This window comes from Methylobacterium longum, assembly GCF_022179385.1.
GTDB classification, from domain to species: domain Bacteria; phylum Pseudomonadota; class Alphaproteobacteria; order Rhizobiales; family Beijerinckiaceae; genus Methylobacterium; species Methylobacterium longum.
In genome coordinates, this window is the sequence record NZ_BPQS01000003.1 from 134,125 (window position 1) to 147,292 (window position 13,168).

At 69.4% G+C, this 13,168-nt stretch carries 17 protein-coding genes; 7 read left to right on the forward strand and 10 right to left on the reverse strand.

The genetic code is table 11. The annotated features are described in order from the left end of the window. Nucleotides 1–12: 12 nt before the first annotated feature. The 6 genes from pedC to pedA1 all read right to left on the reverse strand — a co-directional run bounded on the left by pedC (nt 13) and on the right by pedA1 (nt 4,721). Entirely contained in the window at nt 13–867 is an 855-nt protein-coding gene (gene pedC, locus MFF58_RS04030; protein WP_238285519.1) for a lanthanide ABC transporter permease protein PedC, read from the reverse strand. Further along, nucleotides 864–1,613, reverse strand: coding sequence for a lanthanide ABC transporter ATP-binding protein PedB/LutE (gene pedB, locus MFF58_RS04035; RefSeq protein ID WP_238285520.1), 750 nt, complete (start codon nt 1,611–1,613; stop codon nt 864–866). Before pedB ends, pedC begins: the two co-directional genes overlap by 4 nt. Continuing rightward, entirely contained in the window at nt 1,610–1,852 is a 243-nt protein-coding gene (locus MFF58_RS04040) for a hypothetical protein (protein ID WP_238285521.1), read from the reverse strand. The genes pedB and MFF58_RS04040 overlap by 4 nt, the downstream gene beginning before the upstream one ends. Further along, the gene (locus tag MFF58_RS04045) at nt 1,852–2,283 is read right to left on the reverse strand and encodes a cupredoxin domain-containing protein (protein WP_238285522.1); all 432 of its coding nucleotides are present in this window, start codon (nt 2,281–2,283) and stop codon (nt 1,852–1,854) included. The genes MFF58_RS04040 and MFF58_RS04045 overlap by 1 nt, the downstream gene beginning before the upstream one ends. Before the next feature lie 73 nt (nt 2,284–2,356). Further along, nucleotides 2,357–3,340 carry a YVTN family beta-propeller repeat protein gene (locus tag MFF58_RS04050; protein WP_238285523.1) on the reverse strand — a complete coding sequence of 328 codons (984 nt, stop codon included), beginning with the start codon at nt 3,338–3,340 and terminating at the stop codon, nt 2,357–2,359. A 121-nt stretch (nt 3,341–3,461) separates the two neighbouring features. Continuing rightward, on the reverse strand, nt 3,462–4,721 hold the full coding sequence (gene pedA1, locus MFF58_RS04055; RefSeq protein ID WP_238285524.1) for a lanthanide ABC transporter ABC transporter substrate-binding protein PedA1: 1,260 nt from the start codon (nt 4,719–4,721) through the stop codon (nt 3,462–3,464). Between the two features lie 204 nt (nt 4,722–4,925). Between pedA1 and MFF58_RS04060 the strand changes: the two genes are divergently transcribed. The 7 genes from MFF58_RS04060 to MFF58_RS04090 are packed head-to-tail and all read left to right on the forward strand — an operon-like array spanning nt 4,926 to nt 10,416. After that, complete coding sequence (locus MFF58_RS04060; RefSeq protein ID WP_238285525.1) at nt 4,926–5,453, forward strand: DUF3280 domain-containing protein; 528 nt, start codon at nt 4,926–4,928, stop codon at nt 5,451–5,453. Between the two features lie 27 nt (nt 5,454–5,480). Then, nucleotides 5,481–6,182 carry a (5-formylfuran-3-yl)methyl phosphate synthase gene (locus MFF58_RS04065; protein ID WP_238285526.1) on the forward strand — a complete coding sequence of 234 codons (702 nt, stop codon included), beginning with the start codon at nt 5,481–5,483 and terminating at the stop codon, nt 6,180–6,182. After that, entirely contained in the window at nt 6,179–6,754 is a 576-nt protein-coding gene (locus MFF58_RS04070; protein WP_238285527.1) for an amino acid kinase family protein, read from the forward strand. The genes MFF58_RS04065 and MFF58_RS04070 overlap by 4 nt, the downstream gene beginning before the upstream one ends. Further along, entirely contained in the window at nt 6,751–8,313 is a 1,563-nt protein-coding gene (locus MFF58_RS04075; RefSeq protein ID WP_238285528.1) for a DUF6513 domain-containing protein, read from the forward strand. Before MFF58_RS04070 ends, MFF58_RS04075 begins: the two co-directional genes overlap by 4 nt. A gap of 4 nt (nt 8,314–8,317) precedes the next feature. Continuing rightward, nucleotides 8,318–8,908 (forward strand): DUF447 domain-containing protein, encoded by a 591-nt coding sequence (locus MFF58_RS04080; protein ID WP_238285529.1) that lies wholly within the window; start codon nt 8,318–8,320, stop codon nt 8,906–8,908. Nucleotides 8,909–8,929: 21 nt separating this feature from the next. Beyond that, a complete protein-coding gene (locus MFF58_RS04085) occupies nt 8,930–9,463 on the forward strand; it encodes an SRPBCC family protein (protein WP_238285530.1) in 534 nt (177 codons plus the stop codon). Further along, nucleotides 9,460–10,416, forward strand: coding sequence for a YncE family protein (locus MFF58_RS04090; protein WP_238285532.1), 957 nt, complete (start codon nt 9,460–9,462; stop codon nt 10,414–10,416). The genes MFF58_RS04085 and MFF58_RS04090 overlap by 4 nt, the downstream gene beginning before the upstream one ends. Before the next feature lie 230 nt (nt 10,417–10,646). On the opposite strand, the gene MFF58_RS04095 is transcribed toward MFF58_RS04090, so the two are convergent. From MFF58_RS04095 to MFF58_RS04110, 4 genes are all read right to left on the reverse strand, one after another. Next, nucleotides 10,647–10,847 (reverse strand): hypothetical protein, encoded by a 201-nt coding sequence (locus tag MFF58_RS04095; RefSeq protein ID WP_238285533.1) that lies wholly within the window; start codon nt 10,845–10,847, stop codon nt 10,647–10,649. Between the two features lie 86 nt (nt 10,848–10,933). After that, complete coding sequence (locus MFF58_RS04100) at nt 10,934–12,097, reverse strand: alpha/beta fold hydrolase (RefSeq protein WP_238285534.1); 1,164 nt, start codon at nt 12,095–12,097, stop codon at nt 10,934–10,936. 150 nt (nt 12,098–12,247) lie between these two features. Beyond that, a complete protein-coding gene (locus MFF58_RS04105; RefSeq protein ID WP_238285535.1) occupies nt 12,248–12,448 on the reverse strand; it encodes a hypothetical protein in 201 nt (66 codons plus the stop codon). 79 nt (nt 12,449–12,527) lie between these two features. Beyond that, nucleotides 12,528–12,983: a response regulator gene (locus tag MFF58_RS04110; protein WP_238285536.1), complete on the reverse strand. Its 456-nt coding sequence runs from the start codon at nt 12,981–12,983 to the stop codon at nt 12,528–12,530. Nucleotides 12,984–13,168: the final 185 nt, after the last annotated feature.

Here is a 13,168-nt window from a genome sequence, read left to right on the forward strand (position 1 = left end):
GGACGGACTCCATCAGGTGTTCTCGCCGGGCGGCCCGCCCCGCCGGGCCATGATGCCGCGGCCGGGGTCGTAGGCGATCACCGCCATGCCGAAGAAGGCGAGTGCGACACCGACCACCACCGCGCAGGCGACCGGCTCGAACTGGACGTAGAGGGCGTAGCGGACGAGCTGCACCGCGTGGCTGAACGGGTTCAACTCGCAGATCCAGTACAGGGTCTCGGAGGATTCCCGGATCCGCCACAGCGGGTAGAGCGCCGAGGACGCGAAGAACATCGGGAAGATCACGAAGTTCATCACGCTCGCGAAATTCTCGAGCTGGCGCACGAGCGAGGACAGGAACAGGCCGATCGCCCCGAGCATCAGCCCCGTGGCCAGGAAAGCCGGGAGTGCCGTCAGGTAGCCGAGGGGCGGGATGTCGGTCTCCCAGAAATACGCGACCGCGAGGAACGCGTAGGCCTGGACGATGGAGACCGCGACGCCCGCGATCAGCTTGGCGAGCAGCAGCAGCCAGCGCGGATAGGGCGAGGTCAGCAGCACCTTCATCGAGCCGACCTCGCGGTCGTAGACCATCGAGAGGGACGATTGCATGCCGTTGAACAGCTGGATCATCACGGCGAGGCCGGGGACGACGTAGGCCTCGTAGAGGACGTAGGTCTGGTAGGGCGGCTCGATCGACACGCCCAACGTGTTGCGGAACCCCGCCGCGAAGATGAACAGCCAGACCAGCGGGCGGACCAGCGCCGAGAAGAACCGCTCCTTCTGATTGAAGAAGCGCAGCAGTTCCCGGCGAACGATGCCGCCGAGGCAGATGAGGTAGCCGACGGCGTCCAGACGGCCGATGCGCTGAGCGGTCACGTCGGCTTTCATGCCGCGGCCCGCCCCGGCTCGGCCACGATGCGGCGGAACGCGTCGGCCAAGGCCTCGCCCGGGGCGCCGATGGCGCCGGCTCGGCCGCGGGCCACGATGCGCCCCCGGTGGAGCACGACGGCATCGTCCTCGGGGTCGATCTCCTCGAAGATATGGGTCGCCCAGAGCACCGAGAGGCCTTCCTCGCGCACCAGGGCGCGGACGATCGCGACGATGTCGGCCCGCGACTCGAGGTCGAGGCCCACGGTCGGCTCGTCGAGGAGCAGAAGGTCGGGCCGGTGGATCAGCGAGCGGGCGATCTCGATGCGGCGCGACTGGCCGCCCGAGAGCGTGCGGACCTTGTCGTGGCGCCGGTCCGCCAGACCGACCCGGTCGAGCAGCACGCCGACGCGGGCCTTGCCTGCAGCGCGGGCGATCCCGTGCAGGCTCGCGTGGTAGAGAAGGTTCTGCTCGACGGTGAGATCGGTATCGAGGGTCCGGGCCTGGAACACCACGCCGAGGCGAGCGAGGGCGCGGGAGGGCTCCCGGTCGAGCGCGTGGCCGAAGATCGCCACGCGTCCCGTCTGATTGTTGTAGAGCCGCGTGATCACCGAGAACAGCGTGGTCTTGCCGGCGCCGTTGGGCCCGAGGAGCGCGGCGAAGCGCCCGCGCGCGACCGCGAGCGAGACGTCGTCCAGCGCAGCCCGCGCCCCGAACCGGTGGCCGACCCGCTCCACCTGGAGGGCCGGCGTCCCCGCGGGGCTCATCGTCCCAGCACCTTCCGGGCGTCGGCGACCGCGTCGAGGCACTCGTCGAACTCGCCCTCCTTCTGCTCCCGCTCGGCGACGCGCAGGGCCTTCCTGAGCTTGGGCACAGCCGTTTCGGGCGGGTTCAGCGCGAGGGCGTCGCGGATCATCGTGATGCCCTCGGCGCAGGAGGACGCATCGTCGGCGGCGAGCGCGGGGCCCGCGAGGACGAGGCAGGAAGCCATCAGGAATGCACGCATCACTTCACCGTCAGAGTGCCGGTCATGCCCTTCGACTCCAGGCCCCGCGCCTCCCAGGTGTAGGTGCCGGGCTTGATGGCGACGAACTCGATGGCGATCTCGCCGGGATCGTCGAACTCGAGATGGTCGGGCGGGCCGCCGCCGTGAATCTCCTTGTGCTCGATCACGATCTGATTGAACCAGATATATCGGAAGAACTCCGAAGCATAGAACTTGTATTCTTGACGGCCCTTCGCGACGATCCGCAGGCGGTAGGCCTTCCCGGACTCCAGGGTGATGTCCTTGTTCTCGACCGCGAAGTCATTGCCCTGATCATCGCCCAGGACGAGGTCCGGCAGGTTCTCGCGCTTCTTGGTCAGGTCCAGGGCCAGCGCCGGCCCGGCCGCGAGCAGCCCCGCGCAGGCGAGGGCCGCCATCCGAAAGATCCGCATCCTGTCGTTCCCCAAATCTCGGCGCCGCGTGTTCCGCGACCCGCGTTCACTGCGGCGGGCAGGCCGCGTCGGATCAGTTCGGTGAGATCGCCACGCCCCAGGGCAACAGGCCGACCGGGATGCTCTTGACCACCTTCTCGGCGGTCACGTCGATCACCGACACGTCGTTCGACGTGCCGTTCGTGGTGAACAGCATCTTCTGGTCCGGCGTGAAGGCCAGCTGCCAGACGCGCTGGCCCACCGGCAGGTACTTCTCGAGCTCGTAGGATTTGGCGTCGATCACGGCGACGCGGTTGGCCGGACCGAGGGCCACGAACGCCTTGCTGCCGTCCTTCGTGATCCGGATGCCGACCGGCTGGATCGCCTCGTCGTTCACGCTCGGAATCTTGAAGGTGATCTTCTTGATCACCCGATGCTGCGCCACGTCGATCACGCTGACCGTGCCGCCGACCTCGGCCGACACCCACAGGAACTTGCCGTCCGCGGTGAACTCCGCGAAGCGCGGCCTGGCATCCACCAGCACGTTGTCGATGACCTGGAAGGTCTTCGTATCGATGAAGTGGGCCATGTTGGTCGTCTCGGAGGTGTTGACGAGGATCTTCCCGTCCGGCGAAAGGCCCATCCCCTCCGGCTCGACACCCACCGGCACCTCGGCCAGCACCTTGTTCTTCTCGATGTCGATGATGGTGACTTGGCTGTCGTCCTCGTTGGCCACGTAGAGCGGGTTGCCCGAGGCATCGAGGATGAACTGCTCCGGGTCGGGGCCCGACCGCAGGGAGCGCACGACCTTTCCGGAGCTGGTGTCGAGCACGTCGATGCGGTCGTCGTCGCTGGCGCAGACGAACAGCTCCTTGCCGTCCTTCGACACGGTCACGCCGCGCGGCCGCCGACCCACCTTCCAGGTGCCGGTGACCGCCATCGTGGCGGTGTCGATGACGCTGACCGAATTGCCCTTCTCGTTGGTGATGTAGGCGGTGTAGGCGGCGGCCGGCCCGGAAAGGGCGAACCACGCACCGAGGGCGAACACACTCAGACCTGCCTCGACGCGGCCGCTCATGCCATTCCCTTCCCTTGCGCCTTCCCGACGTCCTGACGGGACGTTCTCGTCGGCCAATAGTAGTGCGATTTCCGCGCGTTGCGAGGGTGCCGCGCGTCCATCAACGCCGCAGGCACCCCGTTCACTTGAACTTGCAGGTGGTCTCCGGAAGATCCACCCCCAGCGTATCGAGGGGCGTGCGCTGGTGCAGAAACCCCTGCTCGGGCGCCACGGAGACCAGCGCCTTAGGCTGAACCACGATGATCGCCTGCCGCAGCTGATGGTCCCAGGGCCGGTAGCTCAGCGGCACGCCCTTGTAGGCCGGCAGCGTGAAATCCGGCTCCACCAGGTAGGGCGCGATCACCGCCGGATCGTTGGTCTTCTTGGCGGTCACGGCCTCGCCGACCGTCCGTACCGCGGCCCAGACCTGATAATCCAGGGGGCGCATCAGCCGTGAGGCGAGCCGCCGGAACCGGTTCTGCGCCTGCGCGGCACCCCAGGTCTCGAGAACCGGGGACCACGTCGTCGGCGTCAGCGCCTGCGTGCCGCCGACCGGCCGGGGATCCACCGTGCGGTAGGAGACGTAGTCGCCCCAGTCGCCCTCCTCGTCGGCCACGATCGCCAGGTCGTAATCGAGGCCCCGGGTGAAGACCATCGCCTCCGCCCGGGTGGGCGTGTCGCCGCGCGCCTTGGCGAGCGGGCCGAAGGTCCAGGGCTTCTCCGCGGTGATCTTCAGCGCGAACTTCCGCGCCGAGTTGCGCACCGCGTCGGCATAGGCCTTGTCGGCATCGGTCGGGCCGACGATCAGGAAGATCTTCCGCCAGCGCATCACCGTGAGGTACTGCGCCAGGGCGTCGGTGAGCATCGCCCGGGACGGCAGGACGTGGAACACGTTGGCGCGGCAATCCGCGCCGCGCAGCCGGTCGTCCGAGGCGCCCGCGTTGAGCACGACCACACCCGAATCCTTCACCGCATCCGACACCGCCAGGACCGCGTCGGCCGGCAGCGCCAGGATGAGGTAGCGGACCCCCTTCGCGACGAGGTTCTTGGCGGCCGCCACCGGATCCGACTTGTCGTCGGTGAGCGCTACGTCGTCGAGCGCGTAGGTCTGCTTGGTGAAGCGGCCGGTGGTGTTGTTGTCGGCGATGCCCATCCTGGCGCCGGCGAGCCCTTCATCCTCGGGCGCCGCCTCGGCGTCGTAGGAGGACGGGGCGGGCTGCGGCCGGTAGATCAGGCCGATATGCGTGTCGAGCGGCTGCGTCGGTGGTGGCGGCGCGGGCTGCGGCGCCTGCTGCTGCGCGTGTCCGACGGCCGGTGCCAGTGCGAGCAGGACGAGCGCCGTCCGGATCAGCCGCCGACGGCCGGGCCGCGGGACAAGGGTCTCGAATGCAGGATCGTGCATAGGCGCGGCCTCTATCAGCTTCCGCTCCGGCCGCTCAACCGCGACTGGTCGTCCCGACGTTCACGATCCCGTCGTGGCCCGTCGCGACCCGTCGTGGGTCATGGAAGCCGCGAAGTACATTGCCAAATTGTCCCTTCGCCCGACCTATGCGGGGACCGAGGTCGCCCGAGGCGGCGGCCGGATCGTCGAGAGAAAGGCCCATCCATGCGCCACCTGACCCTGCAAGCGGCCATTGCGTGCGGTCTCGTCGCCCTGGGGGCAGGTCTGCCCGGTGCCGCCCTCGGTGCCGAGAAGGCCGCCGTGTTCACGGTGGAGCTGTTCGAGCCCGGCGCCTCGTACGGAGCCCGAGCCCGGCCGGCTGACACCAAGAAGCTCGCCCTCGTGACCGACGAACTGCGCAAGGCGCTCCACGAGAAGGCTGGGCTGGAGATCGTCGACACGGCGCCGAAGGCCGATATCGTGGCGAAGGAGGGACCGCTCTACAAGTGCAACGGCTGCGCGTCGGATATCGGCAAGAGCCTGGGTGCGGACCTCGTCGTGACCGGCTATGTGGAGAAGGGATCGGGTCAGATCTTCAATCTGAATGTCACCATCGCCGAGGCCGAGACCGGCAAGACGGTGCGGGGTGGCCAGGTGACGATCCGGGCCGACACCGAGGACACCTGGGCCCACGCCATGCGGTGGGTGGTGAAGAACCGCCTGCTCGCCGAGCCGCTCCCCGGGAAATCCTGAGGCGTTCCGTCACATTTTGAGTCGTCCGTGCCCGCGTCCACCATCGAAGACAGTGCCCTCCCCCGTCTCCTCGTCAGCGTCCGCGACCCCGCCGAGGCCGAGGCGGCGCGGCTCGCCGGTGCCGACCTGATCGACGCCAAGGACCCCGGGCGGGGTGCCCTGGGCGCCCTCGACCCGGTCGTCGTGCGCGAGATCTTGGTCCGCGTGGCCGGCGCCGCACAGACCAGCGCGGTGGCCGATCCCGTCGCCACGGGCGTGGCCGCGATGGCGGCGACCGGCGTCGACTGGGTGAAGACCGGGCTCGACGCGGACGGTCGGCGGACCATCGCGGCCCGCGCCGAGCTTGCCGCCGCGGCGCCCGGCCGGCTCATCGCCGTGCTCTTCGCGGAGGACGGGCCGGCAGCCGCGCTGGTGCCGGAGTTGGCGCGGGCCGGGTTCGCCGGCGCCATGATCGATACCGCGGGCAAGGGCGGCGCCCGCCTGCCCGATCTGGCCGGGCCCGAGGATCTGGCGGCCTTCACGGCCGCCTGCCGCCGGCACGGGCTCATGAGCGGCCTCGCGGGCTCGCTGCGCGTCATCGACATCCCGAACCTCCTGGGACACGGTTCGGATTACCTCGGGTTCCGCGGCGGCCTCTGCCGCGACTTCGACCGGCGCAACGGCATCGATCCGCTGCGGATCGCTGAGGCGCTGCGGGTCCTGCGGCCGAGCCGGCGGGACGCCGCGTGACTGCGGTCTTCAAGATCGGCGGCAGCCTGGAGGCGGATCCACACCGCCGCCGCGCCGTGCTGCAAGCCCTGGCCGACGGCACGCATGGACGCTGCATCGTCGTCCCGGGCGGCGGCACCTTCGCGGGCGCCGTGCGGGCGGCTCAGGCCCGCGAGGGCTTCAGCGACGCCGAGGCCCATCGCCGGGCCCTGGATGCCATGAGCGACGCGGCCGGAATCTTCCGAGGGATCGAGCCGCGGCTCGTGCAGAGCTTCGAGCCCTGGGCGGAATCCACCACCGTCACGGCGCGGATCTGGAACCCGCGCAGACTGCGGGGCGGGCACCCGGACATCCCCGAGACCTGGGACGTGACCTCCGACAGCCTCGCCCTCTGGCTCGCCGGTCGGATCGATGCGGATCGCTGCGTGCTGGTGAAGTCGGCGGACGCCGCCGGCGGGCAGGATGCCGCCACGCTGGCGCAGCACGGTCTCGTGGACGCCGCCTTTCCGGCCTTCGCGGCCCGCTACGGCGGCCGGATCGAGATCTGGGGACCGAGCCGCACCGTGGCGGTCGCCATGAGGGATGCCGCATGAGCGCGCCCGAGCACCTCGTCTTCATCACCGGTCGCCTCGCCCGGGCCCGCCTGGAGAAGGTCGCGGCCGGCCTGCCCGAGACGTTCCGGTGGAGCATCGCGGATGCCGGCGTGAAGGTCGCGGCGTTGATGACTGAGGAGATCATTCGCCGCCGCGTCACGCTGCCCGAGGCGGCCACCCGGGTGATCCTACCGGGTCGTTGCCGGGCCAACCCTCAGCACCTCGCCGAACATTTCGGTGTTCCCGTGGAGCGCGGCCCCGATGAGGTGGTCGACCTGCCCGCCTGGCTCGGCCTGACCGCCCGGAAGGTCGACCTCTCCCGCCACGACCTGCGGATCTTCTCCGAGATCGTCGATGCGTCGAAGATGAGCGTCGCCGAGATCCTGGCGAAGGGGCTCGACCTCGCGCGGCGGGGCGCTGACGTCATCGATCTCGGCGGCCTGCCCGACACGCCCTTCCCGCACCTCGAGGACGCGGTGCGGGCTCTGAAGAACGCGGGGCTCAAGGTCAGCGTCGACTCGTTCTCCCGCGAGGAACTCGCCCGCGGCGCGGCGGCCGGAGCCGATTTCCTGCTGAGCCTGAACGAGGAAACCCTCGACCTCGCCTTCGAGACCGAGGCGGTGCCGGTGCTCGTGCCGACGCGTCCGGACGACCTGCCCTCCCTCGACCGTGCCATCGCTCGGATGCAGGAGGCCGGGCGACCGTTCCTGGCGGATCCGATTCTCGAGCCGATCCACCACGGCTTCGTCGACTCTGTCGCACGCTACCGCGACACCCGCGCCCGCTGGCCCGGGATCGAGATGATGATGGGCACCGGCAACCTGACCGAGTTGACCGAGGCGGATTCGCTCGGCGTGACCGCGCTCCTCGTCGGCATGTGCTCCGAACTCGCCATCCGCAACGTGCTGATCGTCCAGGTCTCAAACCACACCCGCCGAACCGTCGAGGAGCACGACGCCGCGAGACGGGTGATGTATGCCGCGAAGGCCGATTCCTCGCTCCCGAAGGGCTACGGCCGGGCCCTGCTGGCGCTCCACGACAAGCGTCCCTTCGTCCAGACCTCCGAGGAGCTTACCCAGGCCGCCTCCGAGGTGCGCGATCCGAACTACCGGATCGCGGTCGCGGAGGACGGGATCCACGTCTACAACCGCGACATCCACAAGGTCGGGACCGACGCGATGGCCTTCTTCCCGGACCTGGACGTCGCGAGCGACGGCGCCCACGCCTTCTACCTCGGTGCGGAACTCGCCAAGGCCGAGACCGCGTGGCGGCTCGGCAAGCGCTACGTGCAGGACGAACCCCTCGACTGGGGCTGCGCTGCCGATGCCGATCTCGAGGACGCCACCGCTTTCAAGAAGGCGGGTCACACCCGCCATTCCGGGCCCGACGCCCCGCCGCCGGGCACCCGCGACGCGCGCCTGTCCGGGCCGGAGGCCGATGCGGGTCCGCCCCGCACCGTGTCGGAGGCTGAGGCGCGCGCCGAATCCGCCCCCGAGCGACCGCAGGACCCGCCGGCGAAGCTGGTCTGTGGCCGCCTCGTGCCGGCCGACAGGGCGTGATCCGATGCCGCTGATCCTGGAGACCGTCGTCACGACCGTGTCACCTGCGGGTGAATTGCACCTCGTCCCCTTCGGCCTGATCGGCGAGGCGGACGGCTATGTGCTGGCGCCGTTTCGACCGTCACCGACGATCGTCAACCTGGAGGCGATTCCCAGCTTCGCGGCCTCCAGTCCGCGCGACATCAGGGTGATCGCCGGCGCCGTGACCGGCCGGCGCGAGTGGCCGACGCGGGCCTGTGACGTCATCCCGGGCCGCCGCCTCGCCGACAGCTTCGGCCATGCCGAGTTCGAGGTCGCCGGTGTCGAGCACCACGAGACGCGGCCGCGCTTCCTCGGACGCCTGGTCCACAGCGCGGCGCACGCACCCTTCATCGGTTATAACCGCGCCCAGGCCGCCGTTCTGGAGGCCGCCATTCTTTCAACGCGGCTTCACATGCTGGAGCCCGACAAGGTGTTGACGGAGATGGCCTATCTCGCCATCGCCATCGGCAAGACCGCGGGTCCACGCGAGCGCGAGGCCTGGGGCTGGATCGAGGACAAGGTCGCGGCGGCTCTCGGCTCCGAGGCGCGCGTTCTCGGTCGCGACGACCGCTGAAGGCGGGAGGAGAAGGACAAGATGAAGAAAATTACCCTGGCCTTGGCGGCCACGGCGGCGCTAGTTGCCGCCACCGCGCAGGCCCATGGCCCGACCCGGCGCAAGATCACCGAGTCGATCGAGATCAACGCGCCGGCCGACAAGGTCTGGGCGGTCGTCGGCGACGTGAAGAACGCCGATTGGGTTCAGAACGTCGCCAAGACCGAGCTGACCGGAGATCCGGCGAGCAAGTTCAAGCGCACCCTGACGCTGAAGAACGGCGATCAGATCGCCGAGACGAGCAACAAGTACAAGCCCGAAGACAAGACCTGGTCCTACTATATCGACAAGGTCGACGTGAAGGATCTGCCTGCCAACGACTATTCGGCGACGATCACGGTCGAGCCGGCCGGCGACGCGAAGTCGAAGGTCGAGTGGAAGGCCGCCTTTTACCGCGGGTACATGAACAACGATCCGCCGCCGAACCTGAACGACGAAGCGTCCGAGAAGGGCGTCGGCGACTGGATCAAGGCGAGCCTCGCGAACCTCAAGGCGAAGGTCGAGAAGGGTTCATGAAGCTGCGGCTGGGCCAGGCGGCACGCGCCGCCGGCCTCGTCCTCATCGCGTCGGCCGCGCATGCCGAGCCGGCGCGGGAAGCGGTCGTCACGGCCCAACTCGGCGGCGCGGTCGAGATCGTCGACCTCGCCGCCGGCACGGTCGTGCGGCGCATCCCGGTCGACGGGGCGCCCGCCGGGATCGCGCTCTCTTCGGATCGCAAGCGCGCCTACGTCACCCGGCCCGAAGGTCACGGTCTGGCGGTGATCGACCTCGACGCCGGTCGTGTCTTGTCGGAGGTGCCCCTGCCCGGGGGACCGCTCGGCATCGCGGCCGATCCGCGGGGCGGCCGGGTCTACGTGGCCGATTGGTACGGTCATCGCCTGTTCGTGCTGTCCGAGTGCGACGGCACCCTGACGCCGGACGGCGAGATCGTGGTCGGCGCATCGCCGTCCGGAATCGCCGTCAGTCCGGACGGGGCGACGCTCTACGTGGCGAACCGCGAGGCCGACACCGTCTCGGTCGTCGATGCTGAGGCGCGCCGGGAGACCAAGGTCATCCCGGTCGGGCAGCATCCATTCGGCATCACCCTCGATGCGCCCGCCGGACGCGCCTACACGGCCAACGTGACGAGCGACGACGTCTCGGTGATCGACCTCGCCGCCGGCCGTGAGATCGGCCGGATCCCGACCGGCCGGCGCCCCTACGTCATCGCCCTCTCCGGCGGGCGGGGTTTCGTCACCGACCAGTATGCCGGCAGCATCACGGCCTTCGATCTGGCGACCCTCAAGCCGATCGACGACATCGATGTGGGCGATCATCCCGAAGGCATCGCGGCCGACGGCGCTGGCCGGATCTACGTGGCCAACTGGGGCGACAACACGCTCAGTGTCCTCGACGCGCAGACGCTCAAGGTCCTCAAGACCATTCCGACAGGAAATGGACCCCGCTCGTTCGGAACCTTCCTGCGCTAGGGGACAACCGGGACCCCGCCCCCGACGGAGGCGCCCGGATCGGCGAGCGTCGCAGGACGAATTCCGGCACTTCTGCGCGTCCCGAAGGCCCCGCGAGGGTTGCTCTCCGCGTCCTTCACCGCAGGAGGTGGCCGGATGACGGAACCTCGACGAACGAGCGAAGGTCGCGCGGTGTCCGAACAGGACCGCCGGGGAATTTCGCGAGCCCGGGCCGAGGGGTCCGCGGATCCTCAGAAAGTCCGACGATGCGGGGCCCGGTGGTACGCCACGCGGGCGACCACCAGGGCGCCGCCGATCTGCAGGAACCCCGTCTCTCCGAGGTCCGGAAGGGCGAGTTGCGCCTGGATCAGCACCCGGGTGAGTGCGTTCAGCGCCATCAGCGTCAGGCAGAAGGCCGCTGCGGCGAGCAGGCTGGCGACGAACTCGGGCATGATCAGACCCCGTTTCGAACGGGATCAGCTTAGCAAGCCTCGCGCCAACGCCAAGGCGCCGACGCCGTCGCCAAGGGCGCCGCGCGTCAGCGCTTGCGGGGTGCGGGCGCCGGGCTCCCGGCCTGCACCGCCGGCGTCGGACGGGGCGTTTCCACCGCGAGCCGCTTGACAGGCCAGCCGTCGCTCCAACGTTCCATGTCGGCGAGCCGCGCATTGTTCTTGAGCGCGGTGGCGTCCGAGCCGCCGAACGCCGCCGCGGCGGCGAGGTCGAAGGTCTTCCAGAAGCCCAGGTAATCCAGGGCGTCCACCCGGGCGACATTGATCTGGGAGACCAGCGTCTGCTGCTCGCCCGTCAGCGCCATGTCGGCCGACCAGCGGAAGGGCGGCGGCTTGGTGGCTTCCTTCGCGTCCTTGGGCTCCGGACCCGGCTTGATCGCCCCGCCGTCGTAGGCGGTATCGAGCCCCGCCGGCGCCGCCAGCGTCGCGGTGAGCGCGGGGAAGCCGTGATCGTCCGAGAGCGCGCGCACGAACAGCTTGCGCTCCAGTGGCACGGCCGCGGCTTCGCGCAGCAGGCGCTTGGCGGCGAGATCGGCTGCCCGCGTATCCTTGTCGCCGACCATGGTGACGATGAGGGTCGACGGATCGATCGACGCCAGGTCGCCGAGGGTGATGCCCCGCGACTTGGGGCCGCTCGCGATGCCGCCGGGCGTCACCGCGAAGATCAACTTGGGGATCGGCAGGCCACGGGTCTTGGAATCGGCGGCCAGGTCCATGGCGAGCGGCGCCCCGGCGAGGTGGCCGATCATCGCGACGCGCGCGAGATCGGGCTTGGCCGCAGCGTCCGACGCGAGATCGCCGAAGGCGGCCTTCAGAAGATTCTCGGCGATACCGGGCGCATCTGCCGGACGAGTCCGGTTCACCTCCTGAAACCGCGGCATTAGAACGAGCCAGCCCTGGCGGACCAAGTGATCGATCCAGCCGCCGTAGCTCTGCGGGTTCACCACGCCCCAGCCGTGCAGGAGGATCGCCACCGGCCGGCCGGCCTGCGGTGCGTCGCCGGCGGCGTAGAACGCGAAGGTGGTGGCCGTGCCGCGCCCCAGCAGGCGCTTCGTCACGGTCGCCTTGCGATCACCGACGCCGCCCGGCCCCTCGGCCGGTTGCGGTGGCGGTGTGGCGGCCTGCGCGGCGAGGCCGGACAGGGCCAGGATCGCGGCCGCAGCGAGCGATCCGCGAAGATCAGGGAGACGCATGAAGGGCTCGATTGAGAGACGCGATGCGTCGGCAGATCCAGAGAGCGCTGAATAGCAGATTCTCCGGTCTTGGCGACTCACCGCCGACCTCATCGTGGCGACCTCGTTCTGCCGCGTCAGAGGATGTTCCACATCGGCCGGATGTCAGGCCTAGGCTGCGCGCCCCTGCCCCGGCTCGATGCTGTCGAGACGCTGCGCCAACGTGGTCAATTCCACCGGCAGGTCGTCGTGGGCGTCGCCGTAGAAGCCGCGAAGCTCCTCCCGCACGGTATCGAGGACGGCGATCGCGTCCGTATCCCACGAGCCGGGGCGACGGAGGCTATCGGCGTGATTGGCGGCGACGATCTTCATGGTTGCGTACGGGATCGATTGTATTGGGTTGGACCGGACGCAGCATGCGCCGGGAGTGGCGTACAACACCGCCGTCGCCTCAGGTTTCCAAACCCGGCGTGATAATTTTTCCGCCCGGTCCGATGACGGACGGACCAGGCGCGGCCGAGGGCCGGCCCGCGGCCTGCTCCACCCAGGCGAGGATGTCCTCGGCGCGCCAGGGTTTTGGGATGAAGGTGGCCGACACGCGCAGGTCGCTCGGCTGATCGCCCGCATCGCCGGAGGTCAGCAGGACGCGCACCCGGGGCCACGTCACCCCGATGATCCGCGCCAGCTCGAATCCGCCGATCGGGCCGGGGGTGCGCACGTCCGAGAAGACGACGCTGACCTCGTCGCCCCGATCGTTCAGGATGGCGAGCGCCCGGTCGGCGGTCTCCGCCTCGATCACCGTGAAACCGGTATCCTCCAGCAACGTGGCCGCGAGGAAGCGCTCGTCGGGCTGGTCCTCCACGACGAGAATGACGGGCTTCTGGCCAGGCTGTACCGGTTCGCTCATGGGCCAGGACACTCTACTGGGGCTGAACGGCGATCGCCGCGATCGGTTCAACGGACCGATCGCAACGAAGTGCCGGACCCGCGCAGGCACAGATCCTCCTTGGATCCTTGCATAATCGACAAGTTGTGGCCGTGTCCTGAGTAACACAGACCGCGATGATCGTCCCCTTCCGAGCCGAAGATCGA